Here is a 20,488-nt window from a genome sequence, read left to right as displayed (position 1 = left end):
CTGAAGAACGCGGTGGCCGAGGTGAACAGGCTTTGGATCCAGACGCCGGCGAACACGCGCCAGCGGGTTGCTTTGGTGATGGTCATGGTCGAAGAATCCTTGTGAACGACAATTATGAAACAACGATGATGAAACGACAATCGTGCTGGTGATTCGGGAATGGCTTGCCTTGGGAAGGTCGTTCCCGATGATTCGATTTCGCCTCAATCGGGAACGAAATCGATGCGGAACCAGACACGTGCCGTTGCTGGGGCAGTCGAAGCCTGGCCGAGTCGGATTTCGTGCCGTACAGCTTGCTGCCTGCCGGCCTACTGCTGGAGGGTGCCGAGGTCGAGGCCCAGATCGCGTCCGCTGAACTTGCCGGCTGCCCGACTGGTGCCGAGCCAGTACACCATGTCCGAAATATCCTCCACATCGAGGAACGGAACAGAGTCATACATCTCCTGCCAGGTCTGATAATGGTTGCCGGTCAGGTCGTTGATGAACTGCACATAGCTGTCGGTCTCACACATCGGTGTCTTGACTTTGGTGGGGCAGACGGTGTTCACCACGATGCCGGTACCTTTGAGCTCCTGCGCGAGCGTCTTGGTCAGGCCGCGCACGCCCCACTTGGCCATGCAGTAGGTAGCGAGCTGCGGGGTGCCGTACATGCCAGATGTAGATGCGATGTTGATGATGCGGCCGAAGCCCTGCTTGCGCATGTAAAGCGCGGCGTATTTGTCGGTGCGCCAAGTGCCGATCAGGTCGACATCGATGACCTTCTGCACCTGGGCGTCGGTGAGCTCCCAGGTGTAGCCGAAATTGATGACGCCGGCGTTGGCCACCACCACGTCGATTCGGCCGAACGTATCCCACGCCTGCGTGAACAGGGCGGACATGTCCTCATCCTTGGTAATGTCGCACTTGATTGCCAGTGCCTTGGCACCGGTGGTTTCGATTTCCTGTACGGTGGCGCGGAATGCGTCGCTTTCGGGGTCCTGCATGTCCGCGAGTACTACGTCGAAGCCGTTCTGCGCGAATTTCAGGGCGTGTGCCTTGCCTTGTCCCATGGCGCCTCCGGTAATCAGCGCGACTTTGCGTTCTGCCATGGCTGTTCCTCCTTGATGTTCTCAGCGGGGCGCGGGTGATCGTCGGCCGGCATAGGCAACCGGCGTGATTAGGGCCGCATTGCCCATGCATTCGGTTGTGCTGTGCTGTGTCGTCGATCGGAATCCGGTCTTCTCTGATCGGACAACGATAGTTGACGGAATGACAACTTAGTGGCTACGTAGTGCAAACGCAAATCTGTGCGCGTTGGTGTCCATATCAGCGTGCATTGCACGCGTCCATTGCGGGTGCCTGTCTCCGGCGTTATCTCAGTAAACGTACACTGACTCCCGCTCAGCGTACGTTTACTGAGATGGGCATGAATAATCCCCGGGCGAACGTACGCTCGGGGATTATTCATGCTGAGGTGTGCCGTGGCTTACAGGCCCGGAATCAGGCCTCCGGGCGGGTCGAGCGTGAGGTACTGCTCCTCCAGATCGATGTCGGGAACCAGTTCCTCCACGAACGGTACGAGCGCGGTCTTCTCGACCACGTCCTCGCCCTTGGAGTTCTGCCCGGTGACCACGGGCTCGGCCAGACGAATCTTCAGCAGGGACTGGGCGGGGGAGTCAATCACATCCACCACGGTGCCCACCACCTGACCGACCGGCAGATTTAGCCCGTTGCCGTCAGCCAGTCGTGCCTCAAGACCGATGAGATCCTTCGGATACCATTCATCCGCCTCGAGCATTTCGTCCGGGTCATCGGCTTCGCCGTAGAGTTCCACGCCGTTCAAGGCCTCGGCCGCAGTACGGTCATCGACGCCCTCGAACTTGATGATCCACCGGTCGCCCGCGGTGCGGGAGCGCTCCACGACGTATTCGGTTTCGCCATCGTCGTCCTGCTCATAGAGAACGGAATCCGGCTCGAATCGCCACTCGGGGTCGTCGGTGAAAATGCGCACGTTGACTTCGCCCTTCAGGCCCTGTGCGCGTCCGATACGAGCGACCCTCAGCAACTCGAGCTGCTGAGGGTCGTCGTGCATGTCGTACTCTGCCATGCTGTGAAATATCCTTATCGCTTATCGGCGGACGTCCATGATGTCGACGCGCACCTTGTGATCGGACAATGCCTGGATCACCGTGCGAATCGCGTTGGCGGTACGGCCACCACGACCGATCACTCGGCCGATGTCTTCCGGGTTCACACGCACACGAAGCAGTTCGCCGCGCGCATTCTCATAGGACTTGACAGAAACATCGTCGGGAAAATCAACGATGTTCTTGATGAGATGTTCCACAGCCTGTGCGAGCATTGCCAGCCTTCCTCGAAATCTCAGGCTTCGGCCGGAGCTTCTTCAGCGGCATCCTCGGCCGGGGCTTCCTCGGCGGCGGCAGCGGCCTCAGCCTCTGCCTTGGCCTTAGCTTCGGCTTCGGACTTGGCGGCCTTCAGCTTCTGGGCCTCGTTCTCGACGGCTTCGACGCGAGCTTCGGCATCCGGGCCGGCTTCAACGGTCTTGAGGGTGCCTTCGGCACCTTCGAGGCCCTTGAACTTCTGCCAGTCGCCGGTGATCTTCAGCAGGTGGGCAACGGGCTCGGACGGCTGAGCGCCGACGCCGAGCCAGTACTGAGCACGGTCAGACTTGATCTGGATGGTCGAGGGCTGGGTGTTCGGGTTGTAGATACCGATCTCTTCGATAACCTTGCCGTCACGCTTCTTGCGGGAATCAACGACCACCACGCGGTAGAAGGCGTAGAACTTCTTGCCCTGTCGCTTCAGACGAATCTTGGTTGCCAAAATGGCTCTCCTTGTAAATACTAGGTTTGTGGTTTCTCAGTGTGCTGTGTGGGGCACGGCTCGCCGGAACCCACGTGTCCTCACGGCACGGGGTGTAGAGGGCGCCACGCGCGCGTGAATAACTGGGTTATTATAGCCCCATGCCCAGGACGTGAGACACGCGTTGGACTATCGCGCTAGCACTCACGCAGCGCGAGCGTCGCGGTGAGCGCCAGATGGTCGGTGTCCGGTATTTCGAATGACTGCACTCCGGACGGATTCAATCCGGGTGTGAACAGGATATGGTCCAATTCGATGCGCGGCCAGGGAATCCATCGGGGGAATGTCAGCGTCGGCCCGGCGGCCTGTGTCAGGCTCGCGTCCTTGAATCCGGATTTGAGCAGCGCGCGGAAGCTGGGGTGGTCGGTGCTGGAGTTGAGGTCGCCCAGAACCACGGCGATATTGTGATCGCCGATGACTGAGGCGCGCGCGATGGCTCCGAGTCCCAGAATGCCCGCCGACCAGTCCGCACAGCCGCGCATCGGCGACTTCGGATGAGCCGAGCAGAAGGTCACCGTGCGCTCGGGCTGTGTGCTTGCGGTATCTGTTTGGTCTGCGACTGTGTCGTTTGCTTGGACGGTTTTACTGGACTGTGCGTTTTCGCCGGCCAGCCTGAGTGTGATGGCCGGTACGTCGGCGGCGGGGATGTCCACCACACTCGGCACGGCCGCGGCCGGTTCATAGCGGGAAAGGATGATGTTGTAGCCGCCGTTGTCCGTGTCTTGGGGATTGCCGGATTGGCGGTAGGGCAGCAGTTCGCCGATGCCTGCTTTGTCCAGTCGGGCGACGAGTGCGTCGGTGACCTCCTGCAGCGCGAGCACGGCGATGCGGCGCTCGCGAACCGCAGTGACAATGGCGTCGGCGTTCGCCCGCCCGTATCGGCAGTTCAGCGTCATGACTGCGAACTGCGGCGGAAGTGTTTCATACGATGTTTCACGCCATGTTTCACGCAGTGTTTCACGCTTTTTGCCGGCGGTGAGGCCGGTACCCCAGTAGCTGATGCGCTGGGAGCTGGTCATCAGGGCCGCGACCATGAGCAAGCACATCGCGCCCCATTCGTGCTGCCATACCGCCACGCCGGCGAGCACAATCAACGGCACCCAGAGAAACGGCGTCAGCGCGATCATGTACGGCAATGGCATGCGCGCTTCAAGCCCTGCGGGCAGTGCGGAGAGGCCGAGCCACAGCCATGCGAGAATGATAACCACAGCGAAAAACGTAGTCGTCATGGACAAACTCCTTAAGCACTGAAATACAGAAGTACAAAAAGCGGCTCTCCCCGGAAGGAGAGCCGCATCGTATTGCTGCCGATGATCGGCGGCTATCAGCGACCGAACAGTCCGCCGAGGCCACCGCCGAGGTTCGGCGGCAATTCCGCGCCGTCGTTTCCGGCGTTGCCCATCATCTGCTCAAGCCCTGCGGGCAGGGCCGGATTCTGCGGCTTCTTGGCGAACGCCGAGCCGCCGGTGGCGTTGCCGCCCTTGCCGGCGAGCTTGTCGCGCAATGCCTTTTCCTCGGCCTCGCGCTTCATCGGATTGCCGGACCTGCCGCCCTTCTTCTTGTTCTTGCCCTTCTTCTTGCCGCCACCCATCGACGGGCCGCCGAAGCCGGGGATGCCGCCGCCCATGCCGCCACGGTTCGACATGCGCTTCATCATCTTCGCGGCCTGCTCGAAACGCTGCAGCAGAGCGTTCACCTGCGAGACAGTCACACCGGAGCCGTAGGCGATGCGGGCGCGACGGGAGCCGTTGATGATCGAGGGATCGCGACGCTCTGCCGGAGTCATCGAACGGATGATGGCCTCGGTGCGGTCGATCTCCCTTTCATCGAACTGCTCCAGCTCCTTGCGATGCTGGGCCATACCCGGAATCATGCCGAGCAGCGACTTCATCGAACCGAGCTTGCGCACCTGCTGCAGCTGGTCGAGGAAGTCATCGAGTCCGAACGAGCCTTCCGAAATCTTGGCGGCGGCCTTGCGTGCCTCCTCCTCGTCGAACTGCTTCTGTGCCTGCTCGATGAGGGTCATGATATCGCCCATATCGAGGATGCGCGATGCCATACGATCCGGGTGGAAGACCTCGAAGTCCTTCAGACCTTCGCCGGTGGAGGCGAACAGGATCGGCTTGCCGGTCACACTTGCCACCGAAAGCGCGGCACCGCCACGGGCATCGCCATCCAGCTTGGAAAGCACCACGCCGGTGAAGTCCACGCCTTCGTCGAAGGCCTTGGCGGTCTTGACCGCATCCTGGCCGATCATCGCGTCGATGACGAACAGGATCTCGTTGGGCTGCACGGCGTCGCGGATGTCGCGGGCCTGCTTCATCAGCTCCTCGTCCACGCCCAGACGGCCTGCGGTATCGATGATCACCGTGTCATACAGCTTCTGCTTGGCGAAGGCGATGGAGTCGCGTGCCACCTTCACCGGATCGCCGGAAGTCTGACCGGGTGCGGCTACCGCTTCGCCGCCATCGGACTGCACGCCTTTCTCCGGCGCATACACCGGCACGCCGGCGCGCTCGCCGACCACCTGCAGCTGCGTCACGGCGTTCGGGCGCTGCAGATCGGCCGCCACCAGCAGCGGCGTGTGGCCGGAGTCCTTCAGCCAATAGCCCAGCTTGCCGGCCAGCGTGGTCTTACCGGCACCCTGGAGGCCGGCGAGCATGATGATCGTCGGCGGGTTCTTGGCGAAGTTCAGCGGACGATCCACGCCCTGACCGAGCACATCGGTCAGCTCCTCGTCCACGATCTTCACCACCTGCTGCGCGGGGTTCAGCGCTTCGGACACCTCGGTGCCCAGCGCACGCTCGCGCACCTTGCCGGTGAAGGAGCGCACCACGTCGAGCGCCACATCGGCGTCGAGCAGTGCGCGGCGGATCTCGCGGATCGTACCGTCGATATCCGCTTCGGAAAGCTTGCCTTTGCTCTTCAGATGCTTGAACGCATTCGAGAGTCTGTCAGTTAACGATGAAAAAGCTGCCATAATGGGCAACAGTCTAGCCGCCACGCGGGAAATTGCGGCACTCTCCGCTGCGCGGCCGATTCTGCCGCCTGTCGGCCGGCCGTCCGGCTAGCAACGATTTTGCCAACGTTGTTGCTGGATGCCTGTTATTGCGTCAGTGCCTTCCGGATTATGGCAGAATCGTTGCGATTCTGCCCTGCTGCTACTATGGAATGGCAATTAATCCAGTGGTTTTGGAATGCTTACGCCGTTTGAAAATCCTTGGACACCACCTATACGCAGACTGCCGTGCGCCCTCGCGAATCGAGTCGCGAACGGATTCCCGGAGAATCCCGCCAGCCGACCAGTGAAGTAGCGGGCCAACGCAGACATGCCGTGCAATATGGAAGGCCCACCGATGCCCCAATATAAGACAATAGAACGCAAAGCCCTGATCGTCGGCAACGTCGTCAATCTGATTCAGGTCGCGGCCGGCATGGCCGTGTTCTTCATGACCGGACTCAAGGCGCTGTTCCTTGATTTCTCATTCACCGCGATATCCGTGCTCTCCGGACTGGTGGCGGTGTATCTCTCCTCGCGGACCGTCCGCACCACCGAACGATTCCCCAACGGCATGTTCGCGCTGGAACCCATCTACGCGATCTGCAAGGCCATCTTCACCATGTCGTTGCTGCTGTATTCGCTGATCGACGTGTGCCAGGTGGCTTACGACTACTTCGTATTCGGCGATGGCGAACGCATCGCGACCGGGCCGGTGGTGATCTATGAGATCGCGATGGTGCTCATGTGCTTCGGTCTCTACCTGTACTATCGCCGTGAAAACCGTGCCATCCGCAATGCCAGCACCATGCTCACCGCCGAGTGCAAAAGCACGCTGGTGGACGGCGCGATGTCGTTCGGCATCGGCATGGTGGCGCTGTTCCTGATGGTGCTGCCGACTGGCGGTCCACTTGATTTCCTGCACTACACCGGCGATTTCTTCATCACCGTGGCGCTGGTGGCCCTGACTTTCAAGGAGCCGTTCGGTGTGCTCAAGGATGCGTTTGTGGAGTTGGTGGGCGGCGTGCATGACGATGACGAGACCAACGCGTTCGTGGAGGCCGCGGCGCAGCAGCACCTACCGTCCAACACTGAGTATGAGCAGACGCTGATCTTCAAAACCGGCATGAACTACACGGTGGACGTGTATCTGGCCGGCACCGGCGAAACCATCGACGTGGCCGAGCTCGTGGAACGCAAGCGCTCGCTGGAGGCGGCGCTCAAACAGCGCCTGCACATCGTCGATGTGGACTTTGTGTTCGACTGACGATCTGCGTTATCGTCGACTTATCGTGCCACGCTGGCGCATAATAAGCGCTATTGCACCAGCGTGGCACGGCAATAATGTGTACGCAGTACGCCGGCATGATGCCGGCATGACGCTGACGTTGCCGTCAACGTGAACGGTATTACTTCAGACTCCAAGTGGAACCTTGCGGGCCGTCTTCGATGGCGATGCCGGCCGCGCCAAGCGCGTCGCGGATCGCGTCGGCCTTGGCGAAGTCGCGCGCCTTGCGTGCCTCGGCGCGGGCGGTCAGCTGTTCGCCGATCAGCGCCTCCAGTGCGGAATGCTCGGGAGACTCAGATGCGGCGTCGCCGGCACCTCCTGCGGCGCCAGCGGAAACCCACGGCTCGGCCAGCGGGTCAAGCCCCAAGGTATCCAGCATGGCTCGTACGGCAACAAGAGCCTCACGCACTTCGGCCTTGGCCGTCTCGGAATCCACGCGGTCGGCCAGCTTGGACAGCAGCGTATTGCCGGAACGGATGGCGGTGAAGATTGCGGCGGTCGCGCCGGAGACGTTGATGTCGTCGTTCATCGCGGCTACGAAGTTGGCCGGCAGCTCGTCTGCGGGCACTGCTGTGATTTCCTCGTACGAAGGCTGCTCGCCCAACACCACGCCGGCGCGCTCGATGAAGTTCGATACGCGGTCATATGCGGCTTGCGCCTCGACCAGCGCCTGACCGGACCATTCGAGCATCGAACGGTATTGCACGGAACCCAGGGCATAACGCACCACCCAGGCGGAATGCTCGGCGAGCACGGACGGTACGGACAGTCCGGTGCCAAGGGACTTCGACATCTTCTCGCCCTTGGTGGTCACCCATGCGGAGTGCATCCACCGTGCGGCGGAGGGGTATCCGGCGGCGCGTGTCTGCGCCATTTCGTTCTCGTGATGTGGGAATCGCAGATCCAGGCCGCCGCCGTGGATGTCGAAACCGTCGCCCAGATAGCGATGGGACATGGCGGAGCATTCGATGTGCCAGCCCGGGCGTCCGACGCCGAACGGTGTGGACCAGCGGGCGTCTTCGGGATCGGTGTCCTTCGGGGCCTTCCACAGGGCGAAGTCGCGCGGGTCGCGCTTGTCGGGGGAGGCGTCGGCAGGGTCGACCGGATTGTATTTGTCGGCTCCGGTGGCGTCCACGGACGGGCCCATGCGGTCGGCCACGGCTGCGGCCTCATCCACCTCGGCGGTCTGCTTCTGATGGGTCAGCTCGCCGTAATGCGGCCACGACGCCACGTCGAAGTACACGTTGCCGGTGGGCTTGCCGTTCTCGTCCAGCACCACGTAGCCGTGACCGTTGTCGATGATGCGCTGGATCATGTCGATCATGTCCGACATGTGACCGGTGGCCCGAGGCTCCACGGTGGGCGGCAGCACGCCCAGTGTGTTATATGCCTGGGTGAATTCGCGCTCGTAATAGTATGCACGGGCCCACCAGCGCTGGCCGGCTGCAGCGGCCTTGTCAAGAATCTTGTCGTCGATATCGGTCACATTGCGGACGAACGTGACCTGATAGCCGAGCTTGAGGAACCAGCGGCGGATCACGTCGAACGCCACGGCCGCGCGGATGTGTCCGATATGCGGCGAAGACTGCACGGTCGCGCCGCACACGTAGATGCCCACCTTGCCGGGTTTGAGCGGCACGAAACGACTGACCTGATGAGAGGCGGTGTCGTACAAGCTCAGCGCTTCGGCGGCTTTGGCCACGTGTACGGGCGTCAGGCTGGAAGGCATGACGGAATTGCTGAAATCCTGCGGTTCTTGGCTGTTTCCCATAGCCCTCAAGCGTAGGGAACAAGCCAGACATGAAGCGATGATGCGGTGCGTGTGGGGTGAAGCGGTGCGGAGTACGGGGTGCAACGTGCGGGGTGCGGGCGCGGCGCGGGGTGAAGCGTGCGTGGCGCGGGCGCGGGGCGGGGTGAGGAGTGTGGGGTGAAGCGGTGCGGAGTACGGGGAGCAACGTGCGGGGTGCGGAGTACGGGGTGAACGTTACTGGGTGTGCGGAGTGAAGCGCGCGGGGAGCGGAGTTAAAGGTAAAACGGGGAGGATGCGTAACGTTTCGCGATAACCCGCGGCAGCCCTCGATGGGCGAGGAGTTGCGCGGCACCCGCCTCGACGTCTCGGCATGCAATCGGCTGCCGCGCCACGACTACGTAACATGCACGGTCGTACCTCATGCCACAATAGGTGGCATGGTCACACCAAAAGTGCTCATTATGCAACATGTTCCGTGGGAACGCCCCGGACGTATTCTGTCCAACCTTGAGGATCTTGGTATCCAGGCGGTGACTGTGAACATCGCCAAACAGAAGAAGCCCGACCTCCCCGATTTCAAGGAACTCGCCGGCGTGGTGATCATGGGCGGCCCGATGGGGGCATTGGATTACGACAACTACCCAGGCTTGAAGGCCGAGGCCAAGCTGGCGAAGGCGGCGGTGTCCGTGGGCAAGCCGGTGCTGGGCGTGTGTTTGGGACATCAGATCATCGCCACGGCTCTGGGCGCGCAGTTGCGCAAGGGCGATGCGCCTGAAATCGGCTTCGCCCCGATCAAGCGCATGGAGAAACACGACTATTTCTCCATGTGGGACAAGCAGATGAATGTGCTGCATTGGCATAACGACGTGGTGGGGCTGCCTGAAGGAGCTGATTTGCTCGCCCGGTCGACCGGCACCAAGGTGCAGGCGTTCCGCTTCGGGTCGGCGTTGGGACTTCAATTCCATCTTGAGGTATGCGGTTCGTTGCTGGACGAATGGCTTGAGGAGCCGAGCATGGTCAAGGATCTGAAGGCCGCCGGCGGCTCGAAGACCCAGCTGCGCGAACAGTTCGCGCAATACGATCCGCTGTTGCTGCCACTGGCCGAGCAGGTCTTCTCCGGGTTCGCCGCCCGCTGCAACGCCTACGCGCAGACGTTAGGCGCCGCGCAGGCGTAATAAGTGCGCCCAATAGGCGCTAGCTATCCCCATCATGTAGGGATTCCCCCATCGTGTAGGGAACAGGAATGGCCATTTTCCGCCATTTGCAGGTAATGAGGGGATTCCGGCTCCCTACACGGTGGGAAATTCCCTACATGGTGGGCGGTCGGTGGGTGGTGGGAAGCGTGGTGATGGCGTCGGTGCCGTTAACGTCAACGCCGCGCCACCGCTACCGCAACTGTGTGCCTGCGGCTGGGTAAGCATGACGCTACATTGGTGAATCATGCCGACTTACGATATTGGATTGGAACACGTTTCGCTCGCCTTCGCCACCAAGACCATCTTCACCGATGTGACGCAGGGTGTGTTCGAGGGCGATCGCATCGGCATCGTAGGCCGCAACGGCGATGGCAAATCCACACTGCTTCATCTGTTCCGCGGCACGCAGGAGCCGGATTCCGGCCGCGTGACCAAGCGTGGCGGTCTTACCTTCGGCATGCTCGACCAGCGTGACCCTCTTGATGACGATGCCACCATCCGCGAAGCGGCGCTTGAGGGGCGCGCGGATTACGAATGGGCGTCCGACAACACCTCCCGCGAAATCGTCGAGGCGCTGCTCGGCGGCATGAGCCTGGACGCGAAGATCGGTTCGCTCTCCGGTGGCCAGCGCCGCCGCGCCGATCTCGCACGCCTGCTGCTCAAGGATTGGGACATCCTCGCGCTCGACGAGCCCACCAACCATCTGGACGTGGTCACCATCCATTGGCTGGCCGAGCATCTGAAGAACCGTTGGTCGCGGGGCCAGGGCGCGCTGCTGCTCGTCACCCACGACCGATGGTTCCTGGACGAGGTCTGCGAATCGATGTGGGAGGTTCACGATGGCGTGATCGAGCCGTTCGAAGGCGGCTACTCCGCATACATGCTGCAGCGTGTCGAGCGTGACCGTCAGGCAGACGTGCGCGAGACGAAGCGACGCAATCTGGCCCGCAAGGAGCTCGCATGGCTGTCCCGTGGCGCCCGCGCCCGCTCCACCAAGCAGAAGTTCCATGTCAAGGCCGCTCGCGAGCTTATCGCCGACGTGCCGCCGATGCGCAATACCTTGGAATTGAAGCAGATGGCCACCTCCCGGCTCGGCAAGCAGGTGGTGGATCTCATCGATGTGACCCAGATCTTCGAACATGTGCAGGGGCAGGTGTCGGCAGCCGACGCAATCGACCCGGATGCGATGGCGCTCGCCGACTCCGCCTCGCGGGTGGACGTGGTCAATGCCATGTACGCCGAGCCGCAGCTGCACGGCTCGGTCGAAGTGGCGGTCACCGATATGACCGATCCTCGTCTGGTGGACGCCGGTGTGCCCGAGGCTGTGGCCGCCGCCGAGGAGGCGCGCAGGAAAGCCGAAACCGAAGGCGCAGGCAATCCGCAGCTGTCCGATGATCGCGAGGTCCGCCGCATGAACACCGGCGGCGAAACCATCGGCGTGGACGACCAGACGGCTGCCGATGCGGAAGGTTCCACGTCCGCGGCCCGCAAGGTCACCGTGTCCGGCCGCGAGATTCTCGACGATGTGACCTGGCTGATTGGTCCGGGCGACCGTTTCGGCATCGTCGGCGCCAACGGTGCTGGCAAATCCACGCTGCTGAAGCTCATCGACGGTACGCTCACCCCGACCGCGGGCCATGTGAACATCGGCAAGACCGTGAAGTTCGCCGTACTCTCGCAGCGACTTGACGAGCTGGAGAAGCTCGGCAAATACAAGATCAAGGAAGTGCTGTCCCGCTATAAGCCGAGCTACATCGTGGACGGCAAGGAAGTCACGCCGGGGCAGCTGATGGAGCGTCTGGGCTTCGAGTCCGCCCAGCTGATGACGCCTATCGCCGACCTGTCCGGCGGTCAGAAGCGCCGCATGCAGCTGCTGCTGATCCTCCTCGACGAGCCGAATGTGCTCATCATGGATGAGCCCGGCAACGACTTGGACACCGATATGCTCGCGGTGATGGAGGACCTGCTCGACACCTGGCCGGGCACGTTGATCGTCGTCTCCCACGACCGGTACCTGCTTGAGCGTGTCACCGATCAGCAGTTCGCGCTGATCGGCGGCAAGGTGCGTCATCTGCCTGGTGGCGTGCAGGATTACCTCGACATGGTCGAGGACATCAAGAACGGCAAGGGATTGCCTGCGGACAATCCCGGATTCGCCGGAACGGGTGGCAGTTCGTCCAAGCGGGGAGCCAAAGGTGCCGCCGCCTCCGCTCAGGGAGGCTCGGGTTCCGGCATCCAGACTTCGAACGACGGCAAGGCCGACGGCGACGCCGGGGAATCCGCCGCTGAGGCGAAGCTCACCGGTAAGGCGTTCCATGAGGCGTCGAAGCGCGTGAAGGCCATCGAACGCAAGCTGGCGAAGCTGGAGGGCCAGAAGGCCGATCTCGAGCAGCAGATGGCCGCCCACGACCCGGCCGACTATGAAGGCCTCAACAAGCTCAACGGGCAGCTGACCGCCATCAACGCCGAGTCCGATGATCTCACCGCCGAGTGGATGGAGCTGTCGGAGCAACTTGAGTAGTGGCAGTTGGAGTAGTGGCAGTTGGAGTAGCGGAAGCAACTGCAACGCTCACTGGGCCTCGCCGTAAGTTCGTTGATTAATTCACTACCCCTCAGTCCCGCTTCGCAGGCCAGCTCCCCTGACAAGGGGAGCCTCCAATTTCTTCAACGAATTAATGACGCGGGATACTAGGCCTCGGTACGTTTGCTGCCGGGGCCACCGCGTGGTGGATGGCCTCATGCACGCTGACTATGCGCACTCCCATGGATTGATCAATTCCACGTCGGTGCCTTCGAAGTCCTTGATGTTGCGCGTAGCCACGGCGGCTCCCCAGGAACAGGCAGTCGCCGCGATCATGGCGTCTTGAATACTAGTAGGTTTGCCCCTGTGCTCGCGTTCGACAAGGATACGGGCATAATCTGAGGCTGCCTCGGTATCAAATGCAAACGTCCTGTCCTCTAATGTCATAAGCGCCAGCTTGACGGTTGCATCTGTGTATTTCTGTCGTTTACCTTCAGGCATACGGCGTATTCCGGCCAGCAACTCGGCAACGGTGATAGTGGTGGTCGCCAAGTTGCTGGCATCTTGGTTCCTCAGCCAATTGGCAACGTGCTCGTCTGGTTGCTTCTTGACAATTTCACTGATGACGTTGGTGTCCAGAATGATCACGGATTATTCCTCTTCAAAAGATACTGGTGGTCGGGAATCAGCGGGATCTCGCTTGGGTAGCAGGAGCTCACCTTCGTCGAGTCCTTCAAAATCCATGCTTTTCATGAATTCGCGGATTTCATCATAGAAATTGGTCTTTCGCGTGATTTCACGCGACACCGTGCCGGCCAACCATTCTTCGAGAATGGACCGTACCTGAGATTCCATGGAGCGGTTGTTCTTTTCAGCCACTTCCTTGAGCTGTTGAATTTGTTCGTCGGGTATCTTTCGGATAGTCAGTGTTGCCATGTCGCACCTCCTCGTTGCTTTCATAATGCTAGCATGACGTGCTGTCATTATGAAAGCAACGATTGAGGTTGTGTCGGCGGAATGATGTCGCCAAGAACAACGAAGGGGGAATGCACTATAAGTGCATTCCCCCTTCGTTGTTATGTGAGGCAATCAGCGTCCGGTGACTTCGGAGCCGACAACCTTCTCGGCCAGCGCACGCGGGCCGCGGGTCACGGCCACCGCGCCGGAGCGCACCAGCTCGATGACGCCGTAATGCTCCAGCAGGCCGAGCAGCGCGTCGATCTTGCCCTCGGCACCGGTGGCTTCGATGGTCAGCGACTCAGGGTTCACATCCACCACGCGCACGCGGAACAGACGCACGATCTCCAGCACGTCGGAACGGTTGGACTCGTCGGCGGCCACCTTGATGAGCACCAACTCGCGTTCCACGGTGGAATTCGGGTCAAGCTCCACGATCTTGAGCACATGCAGCAGCTTGTTGAGCTGCTTGATGATCTGCTCCAGCGGCACCGCCTCCACGTCGGCAGTCACGGTGACGCGGGAAATGTCGGGACGCTCGGTGGGGGAGACGGACAGCGAGTTGATGTTGAACGCACGGCGCGCGAACAGGCCTGCGATACGGGCCAGCACGCCAGGACGGTTCTCCACCAGCACGGACAGCGTATGACGCTCGGAACCGGGCTGCGATGCAGGATACATAGCCATCGTCAATCTTCTCCCCTCAGTGCTCGTTCACCGCGGAATCAATGGAATCAGCGGACCCAGCAGAATCAGCGGAATCCACCGCTCCTGTTCCCGGGGCCGGCGTGCCGCCGATCAGCGGCTTGATGCCGGGCTTATACGTCACTTCATCATTCGATGCGCCAGCGGCGACCATCGGCCAGACCATCGCATCCTTCCAGACGCGGAAGTCGACAAGCACCGGACGGTCGTTAATCTCGTTGGCCTTCTTGATCGCCTCGATGGCCTCTTCTTCAGTGAACGCGCGGATGCCGACGCAACCGTATGCCTCGGCCAGCTTGATGAAGTCCGGCACCTCCAGCGGCGCATTGCCGTCAGCCAGCGCGGTCTCGCCGTCCACGCCGTGCGCCTCGCCGTCCTTGAGGTTGGTCTGCGAATAGTGGTGCTGGTAGAACAGCGTCTGCCACTGACGCACCATGCCGTACACGGAATTGTTGAGGATGGCGATCTTGACCGGGGCATGGTCAAGGAACGCGGCGGCCAGTTCCTCCGAAGTCATCTGGAAGGAGCCATCGCCATCAATCAGCCACACCGGCTTCTTTCCGTCGAATTCGCGCGCGGAACCCACGGAAGCACCGATTGCGGCCGGCAGGCCATAGCCCATCGTGCCGAGGCCGCCGGAAGACAGCCAGGAGTGCGGATTCTTGAAATCGATGAACTGGGATGCCCACATCTGATGCTGTCCCACACCGGTGACCCAGATTGTGGACGGGTCGGCCAGATCGGACAGCTTCTTGATCACCCATTGCGGGGCCAGCGAACCGTCGGTCGGTTCATCCCACGTCATCGGGTACGCGTTGCGCCAGCCGTCGATCGCCTGCCACCACGGAGCCAGATTCGGCTTGCCGACAATGGCCTGCGTACGCTCGATCTCCGGAATCAGATCGTCCAACACCGTGGCCACGTCGCCCACGATCGGCACGTCTGGCTGACGGTTCTTGCCGATCTCGGCCGGGTCGATGTCGATATGGATCACACGGGCGGTGGGCGCGAAAGCGTCCAGCTTGCCGGTCACGCGGTCGTCGAAGCGGGCGCCGATAGCCACCAGCAGATCGGCGCGCTGAACGGCACCGGTGGCGGCGATCGTGCCGTGCATGCCCAGCATGCCCAGGTTCTTCGGATCACTGTCCGGAATGATGCCGCGTGCGGGCAGAGTGGTCACCACAGGGGCACCGGTTAGATCGGCCAGCTTCTTGACCTGGGCGCCGGCGTTGGAGCGAGCGGCGCCGCCGCCCACATAGAGCACCGGACGATAGGACTTGGAGAACAGTTTCGCGGCGTCGGACAGCACACGGCCGTGCGCCTTGGTCGTGGGATTGTAGCCGGGCAGAATCATGCGCTGCGGCCAGGAGTAGTACATCTCACCAGTCTGCGCGGTCTTGGTCAGGTCCACGACCACAGGACCGGGGCGGCCGGTGCTGGCGATGTGATACGCCTCGGTGAGCACGCGCGGGATATCCTGAGCGCGGGTCACCAGGAAGGAGTGCTTGGACACCGGGTAGGTGATGCCCACGATATCCGCCTCCTGGAAGGCGTCCGTACCGATGGCCTGCACGCCCACCTGACCGGTGATGACCACCATCGGCACCGAATCCATGTTTGCGTCCGCGATGGCGGTGACCACGTTCGTGGCACCCGGGCCGGACGTCACGATGCACACGCCCACCTTGCCGGTGGCCAGCGCATAGCCTTCGGCGGCATGGCCGGCGGCCTGCTCGTGGCGCATCAGCACGAAACGGAACTTCGTGTCATCGTTGATCTGATGGTAGACCGGCAGGATAGCGCCGCCAGGGATGCCGAAGACGTCGGTGACGCCCAGATCCTCCAGCGAGCGCACCAGCGCTTGGGCGCCGGTCATCTTCTCGCCGTCTACGATGGTCTGCTTGTCTACGGCCGCAGTGGTTTTGGGCACACCGCTGAAGGCCTGCAAAGGCGTGGGTAAAGCCATGATTCCTCTCACCTCATCATGTATCGCGCTGCACCATCCGGCTGCTAGTGTTGCCGGGGCGACGCGCATACCATTCCGTCCGCTGCTCTGGGCTTGTGGCTCGGCATGCGGCTCGCTGCTCATGTTGTGGTATCAGTCTATTCACAAAGCAGACAGCGCACCTAGTCGGTCCGCTATTTCGTCCGCTTCTTGGGCTTCTTGGCGTTCTTGGCCTGCAATGCGGCTTCCAGCGCCTTCCATCCGGCTTCGGCGGCGGCCAGCTGCGCCTTGCGCTTGCTGCTGCCCTTGCCGATGCCGATGATCCGGTCGCTGTCGCCCAGGCTCACGCGCGCGGTGAAGACCTGCGCATATTCCGGGCCGGTGACCTCCATGTGGTAGACCGGTTCATCCTTGCCCATGTCGTGCGCCTTGACGGTGAGCGATGTCTTCCAGTCGAGCGCCGGCCCTTCGGTGGCCACTTCGGCGAGCGTGTCGTCGATCAGGTGGTGCACCACCTTGCGCGCTTCGTCGATGCCGTGCTCCAGGAAAGTGGCGCCGATCAGCGATTCCACGATGTCGCACAGGATGGAGCTCTTCTCCGCGCCGCCCTGCTCGGCTTCGCCGTGTCCGAGCAGGATGTACGGACTCACCTTGAGTTTGGTGCGGGCGATGGAGCTCAGTGCCTCTTCCGAAACGGCCTTGGCTCGCATTTTGGCGAGCTGCCCTTCGCTCATGTCCGGATGGAGCGTGAACAGGGTTTCGGTGGAGATGAGCTCAAGCACCGCGTCGCCGAGGAACTCGAGGCGTTCGTAGTTGAGCGCGCCCGGATGCTCGTGGGAGAAGGAGCGGTGGGTGAGCGCTTGCACCAGCAGATCGGGGCTGATGGTGGTGCCGAGCGCCTGGAGCAGCTCGCTCGCCGGTGTGGCGTCTGTGTTGGTTCGGCTGACGCGCACTGTGCGGTCGGTGCGCTGCTCGTCGTATTGTCCGGCTGATGATTCAGTCATGATGATTGATGATCCTTCGCAATGCGGTGATGATGGATGGCTGATGCAGGTCGGTCGTGGGCTGCCGAGGATTGCCGGGTGACGGCGTCGCCGAAAGGCCACGACTTGCCTGTGCGTTGGTGTGTGCTCGTGTTGATGTGTTCTTCGGGCGTGCTCTTAGGGAAGCGTCTCTTAGGGTAACGTCTCTCCGGGCAACGCCCGATATGCGAAGGCCCCGCCACCCGTCGATGGCAGGGCCTTCATCATGCCGTTGTCGTTACGCTCACTTGGTGTGGGCGGAACGGATGGCGGCGCGGTAGGTGCGGCCGCGGTAGTTACCGCAGCTCGGGCAGGCCATGTGCGGCAGGGCCGGAGCGCCACAGTTCGGGCAGCTCACGGTCTGGGCAGCGGTAGCCTTCCAGTTCGCGCGACGCGAATGCGTGTTGGCGCGAGAGGTCTTGTACTTAGGCAGTGCCATTTGAGTATCCTCTATTTCGTTCGAACAATTGAGCTTAAGCGTCCGTTATCTTAACGCATGGCTCGTACAAACGCGAGACACGCAACTTCTGCGGGCTCCGACATGCCCTCTCGGACGCTCCTGTCACTTGCCTTGTTCGGCTTCAAGCTGCGCTTTGAGCGCCTCCAGACCGGCGAAGCGGATGTCTGCGACGTCGTGATGATGGTCCGGCTCCTCGTTCAGGTCCGCGCCGCACTGGGAGCACAGGCCTTTGCAATCCGGCTTGCACAGCGGCTGCAGCGGCAGCGATTCCACCAGCGTGTCGCGGATCAGCGCCTCGATGTCCGCGAATGCGCCGTTCTCCAGCAGCGGATAGGTGTCTTCGGACTCGTCCTCGCCCGCGATGATCTCCACTTCCTCGCCCTTGCCGCCGCGCACGGTGTCATGCGCCGCGGACTCGTACGGGAAGAACACGGTGACGTCGACCGGCCAATCCTTGTCGATAGGCTTCAGGCACCGCGTGCATTCGCTGACGAACGGCGCCACGAGGCGACCCGTGAAGATTAGTCCGTCCACGATTGAATCGAACTGTCCGCGCACGTGCACCGGCGTGCCTTCCTTGATGCCGACGATGTCGTCGCCGATGCCGCTCGGGGCCGGGAAATCGGCGTCGATTGTTTTGGACTGACCCGCGCGTGATGCGATCTGCGCCACCGGAATCGCCCAGGGGGAATGCTCTACTCGTGCCATAATCTGGTCTTTCTGCCTTGTTTTTTGATGCTATTGATGCTGTGCGCTCGCCATGCGCCGCGCCTTGGTCGCGCGCGGCCCGAGCGCGGGTTACTGTGCCTCAGGATAATCGTTCAGCGTGATGTTCGGCATGTCCTCGGCCGCGGCCTGCTGCCGTTCGTGCAGCACGTTCAGCCCCGCCTGAACGTCGTGGTTGAGCTTGGTGAGCTGCTGGGACAGGCCTTCCATCACCGTGATGCAGTACTGGTCCGCGCCTTGGGTGAGATGGTCGGACTTGTTCTGCGCCTGCTCGAGAATCATGCGGGCCTTCTGTCGCGCCAGCTCCGTCACGTTCTCCTGACCGGCGAGGAACTGCGCCTGCTCGTTGGCGTCTTTGATCATGTCGGCGGCCCGGCTTTGCGCCGATGCCACCACCGCGTTGGCCTGAGATTGCGCGGATTCCAGACGACGCTCGGCCTCGCGCATCAAAGCGGACGCGCGCTCCAGCTGCACCGGCAGCAGTTTCTTCAACTCATCGAGCTGCGCGGTGAATTCATCGCGGTCCACGCGCACCATGCCGGGGGTGAAGATGCTGGTCTTGGCTTCGGCGAGCATGGCGTCCAATTCATCGATCACGTCATACACGGTGGTGAATTCCGCGCGGCTTTTCTCGGTCGCCGGATCGGATTCCGCGTTCTCGCGCAGATCGGGAAGCGCGTCCATGTTGAATCCTCGAGGCCTGCCTCCGTTGGCGTTCGCAGTGCTCGCGGCGTTCGAGGAGTTCGGCTGCGACGCCGGGGCCGCCGGGGTTGCCGTTTCGGGATGGTCGGTGTGCGGCGCGCGCGAATCTGCCGAAGGCATGACCGTCGAGGCTTCCTCGGTGGATGCCAGCACGAAATCGGGGGCGTGGGGAGCGCCATTGTCCGCAGTGTTATTGCCGGATGCCGCAGCGGCTGTACCTGTTGCATCGGTCGCTGCAGCTGCGTGTCCCAGCGCGTTGACCGGCACGGCGGGCGGTTCGCTGGCCGCGCTCGTATTGCCGGCTGCGGCACCGGCGCCAAAGCCCTGATTCGGCTCCGGCTTGGTCAGATCGATGTATCCCGTAGGGTGGTCGTCGCTCATCATCAGTCCTTCTTCTGGCTTTCCTTCGTCAGTGCTTTCTGGCTTTCCTTCGTCAGTGTCTTCCGGCTTTCCTGCGTCAAGGCGTCGGCGAGCAGGGGAACGACGCAATCGGGCACCATGCCGGTCACATCTCCACCATGGCGAGCCACGTCCTTGACAATGGAGCTGGATATATGTTCAAGAATCGGGTCGGCCGGCAGGAACAACGTCTCCACTCCGGCGAGCTTGCGGTTGACCAAGGCCATGCCGAGCTCGGCCTCGTAGTCGCCGTTCTGGCGCAGTCCCTTGACGATGACGGTCGCGCCGACCTTCTTGCAATAGTCGGTGATCAATCCTTCCGTGGAGGATACGACCACGTTCGTGCAGCCGGCCTCAGCCAAGGCGCGCCGGATCACGTCGACTCTGATGGCTTCGGAAAACATCGGTGTTTTCGCGGCGTTGACGGCCACCACCACGTGCACCTCGTCGAAGAACCGCGCCGAGCGCTCGATTACATCCAAGTGGCCGGCGGTTACGGGGTCGAACGAGCCGGGGCATACTGCGATAGTCATGACTTCTAGACTACATCGTCTGACGTATGCGGACACCTCGCGATTACGCGCTACGGGTTTCCGCAGGGAACAAAGGGAATCTATGATGGAAGCCGGTCGAATCTTGCATCGTACAACAGTAAGGAAGTGCATCATGGCTTTTGCCGGTATGTTCGTTGATGACGCCGAACCATTGCGCAATCCCGATCAAAGCGCCGGAACTTCGGTATTGGAGCGCCCGCAGGTCGAGGAATCACCGGTGCGTGACGATGGCGGCGACGCCGATCGATTCGCGCATTACGTCTCCCGCGACCGCATCGCGGAATCCCGCGCCACCGGACGTCCGGTCGTGGCGCTGTGCGGCAAGGTCTGGGTGCCCAAGCATGACCCGTCCAAGTATCCGGTCTGCCCCGATTGCAAGCGCATCTATGACGAGATGATGGGC

Annotated in this window: 19 protein-coding genes and 2 pseudogenes; 5 read left to right on the top strand and 16 right to left on the bottom strand. The window is 61.9% G+C overall.

What is annotated here, in order from left to right; translation table 11 throughout:
• Positions 1 to 308: 308 nt before the first annotated feature.
• The 6 genes from BW14_RS11275 to ffh all read right to left on the bottom strand — a co-directional run bounded on the left by BW14_RS11275 (position 309) and on the right by ffh (position 5,842).
• Entirely contained in the window at positions 309 to 1,088 is a 780-nt protein-coding gene (locus tag BW14_RS11275) for an SDR family NAD(P)-dependent oxidoreductase (RefSeq protein ID WP_044089608.1), read from the bottom strand.
• 377 nt (positions 1,089 to 1,465) lie between these two features.
• Positions 1,466 to 2,086: a ribosome maturation factor RimM gene (gene rimM / locus BW14_RS11270; protein WP_044089606.1), complete on the bottom strand. Its 621-nt coding sequence runs from the start codon at positions 2,084 to 2,086 to the stop codon at positions 1,466 to 1,468.
• A gap of 21 nt (positions 2,087 to 2,107) precedes the next feature.
• A complete protein-coding gene (locus tag BW14_RS11265) occupies positions 2,108 to 2,341 on the bottom strand; it encodes an RNA-binding protein (RefSeq protein WP_044089605.1) in 234 nt (77 codons plus the stop codon).
• A 20-nt stretch (positions 2,342 to 2,361) separates the two neighbouring features.
• A complete protein-coding gene (rpsP, locus tag BW14_RS11260) occupies positions 2,362 to 2,823 on the bottom strand; it encodes a 30S ribosomal protein S16 (RefSeq protein WP_044089604.1) in 462 nt (153 codons plus the stop codon).
• Between the two features lie 176 nt (positions 2,824 to 2,999).
• Positions 3,000 to 4,091 carry an endonuclease/exonuclease/phosphatase family protein gene (locus BW14_RS11255; protein ID WP_044089602.1) on the bottom strand — a complete coding sequence of 364 codons (1,092 nt, stop codon included), beginning with the start codon at positions 4,089 to 4,091 and terminating at the stop codon, positions 3,000 to 3,002.
• Between the two features lie 95 nt (positions 4,092 to 4,186).
• Positions 4,187 to 5,842: a signal recognition particle protein gene (ffh, locus tag BW14_RS11250; protein WP_181161806.1), complete on the bottom strand. Its 1,656-nt coding sequence runs from the start codon at positions 5,840 to 5,842 to the stop codon at positions 4,187 to 4,189.
• Between the two features lie 376 nt (positions 5,843 to 6,218).
• Between ffh and BW14_RS11245 the strand changes: the two genes are divergently transcribed.
• Complete coding sequence (locus BW14_RS11245) at positions 6,219 to 7,127, top strand: cation transporter (RefSeq protein ID WP_044089600.1); 909 nt, start codon at positions 6,219 to 6,221, stop codon at positions 7,125 to 7,127.
• 142 nt (positions 7,128 to 7,269) lie between these two features.
• Here BW14_RS11245 and cysS read toward each other — a convergent pair whose 3' ends face one another.
• Positions 7,270 to 8,919 (bottom strand): cysteine--tRNA ligase, encoded by a 1,650-nt coding sequence (cysS, locus tag BW14_RS11240; RefSeq protein WP_044089599.1) that lies wholly within the window; start codon positions 8,917 to 8,919, stop codon positions 7,270 to 7,272.
• 416 nt (positions 8,920 to 9,335) lie between these two features.
• Between cysS and BW14_RS11235 the strand changes: the two genes are divergently transcribed.
• The 3 genes and pseudogenes from BW14_RS11235 to BW14_RS12620 form a co-directional block, all read left to right on the top strand.
• Positions 9,336 to 10,073: a type 1 glutamine amidotransferase gene (locus tag BW14_RS11235; protein WP_140463346.1), complete on the top strand. Its 738-nt coding sequence runs from the start codon at positions 9,336 to 9,338 to the stop codon at positions 10,071 to 10,073.
• Between the two features lie 265 nt (positions 10,074 to 10,338).
• Positions 10,339 to 12,283 (top strand): annotated as a pseudogene (locus BW14_RS11230) (ABC-F family ATP-binding cassette domain-containing protein); the annotation flags it as partial.
• 104 nt (positions 12,284 to 12,387) lie between these two features.
• A pseudogene (locus BW14_RS12620) lies at positions 12,388 to 12,615 on the top strand (ABC transporter C-terminal domain-containing protein); the annotation flags it as partial.
• Between the two features lie 228 nt (positions 12,616 to 12,843).
• Here BW14_RS12620 and BW14_RS11225 read toward each other — a convergent pair.
• The 9 genes from BW14_RS11225 to coaD all read right to left on the bottom strand — a co-directional run bounded on the left by BW14_RS11225 (position 12,844) and on the right by coaD (position 20,064).
• Entirely contained in the window at positions 12,844 to 13,263 is a 420-nt protein-coding gene (locus BW14_RS11225) for a type II toxin-antitoxin system VapC family toxin (RefSeq protein WP_140463344.1), read from the bottom strand.
• Positions 13,264 to 13,266: 3 nt separating this feature from the next.
• Positions 13,267 to 13,551 carry an Arc family DNA-binding protein gene (locus BW14_RS11220; RefSeq protein WP_044089594.1) on the bottom strand — a complete coding sequence of 95 codons (285 nt, stop codon included), beginning with the start codon at positions 13,549 to 13,551 and terminating at the stop codon, positions 13,267 to 13,269.
• Between the two features lie 153 nt (positions 13,552 to 13,704).
• Entirely contained in the window at positions 13,705 to 14,259 is a 555-nt protein-coding gene (ilvN, locus tag BW14_RS11215) for an acetolactate synthase small subunit (protein WP_044089593.1), read from the bottom strand.
• 16 nt (positions 14,260 to 14,275) lie between these two features.
• A complete protein-coding gene (locus BW14_RS11210) occupies positions 14,276 to 16,243 on the bottom strand; it encodes an acetolactate synthase large subunit (protein ID WP_181162382.1) in 1,968 nt (655 codons plus the stop codon).
• 173 nt (positions 16,244 to 16,416) lie between these two features.
• Complete coding sequence (rnc, locus tag BW14_RS11205; RefSeq protein WP_140490687.1) at positions 16,417 to 17,226, bottom strand: ribonuclease III; 810 nt, start codon at positions 17,224 to 17,226, stop codon at positions 16,417 to 16,419.
• Positions 17,227 to 17,488: 262 nt separating this feature from the next.
• Positions 17,489 to 17,683 carry a 50S ribosomal protein L32 gene (gene rpmF, locus BW14_RS11200; RefSeq protein WP_044089590.1) on the bottom strand — a complete coding sequence of 65 codons (195 nt, stop codon included), beginning with the start codon at positions 17,681 to 17,683 and terminating at the stop codon, positions 17,489 to 17,491.
• Positions 17,684 to 17,806: 123 nt separating this feature from the next.
• The gene (locus tag BW14_RS11195; protein WP_044089588.1) at positions 17,807 to 18,412 is read right to left on the bottom strand and encodes a DUF177 domain-containing protein; all 606 of its coding nucleotides are present in this window, start codon (positions 18,410 to 18,412) and stop codon (positions 17,807 to 17,809) included.
• 90 nt (positions 18,413 to 18,502) lie between these two features.
• Positions 18,503 to 19,519, bottom strand: a complete 1,017-nt coding sequence (locus BW14_RS11190; protein ID WP_140463369.1) for a DivIVA domain-containing protein — start codon at positions 19,517 to 19,519, stop codon at positions 18,503 to 18,505.
• Positions 19,516 to 20,064, bottom strand: coding sequence for a pantetheine-phosphate adenylyltransferase (coaD, locus tag BW14_RS11185; RefSeq protein ID WP_044089586.1), 549 nt, complete (start codon positions 20,062 to 20,064; stop codon positions 19,516 to 19,518). The genes BW14_RS11190 and coaD overlap by 4 nt, the downstream gene beginning before the upstream one ends.
• A 133-nt stretch (positions 20,065 to 20,197) precedes the next feature.
• On the opposite strand from coaD, the gene BW14_RS11180 reads away from it, so the two are divergent.
• Positions 20,198 to 20,488: DUF3039 domain-containing protein (locus tag BW14_RS11180; protein ID WP_044089585.1), on the top strand; the 291-nt coding region annotated here is incomplete at its 3' end.

Source organism: Bifidobacterium sp. UTBIF-68, assembly GCF_006408855.1.
Taxonomy (GTDB): domain Bacteria; phylum Actinomycetota; class Actinomycetes; order Actinomycetales; family Bifidobacteriaceae; genus Bifidobacterium; species Bifidobacterium reuteri.
This window is presented reverse-complemented; position numbering and strand designations above follow the sequence as displayed.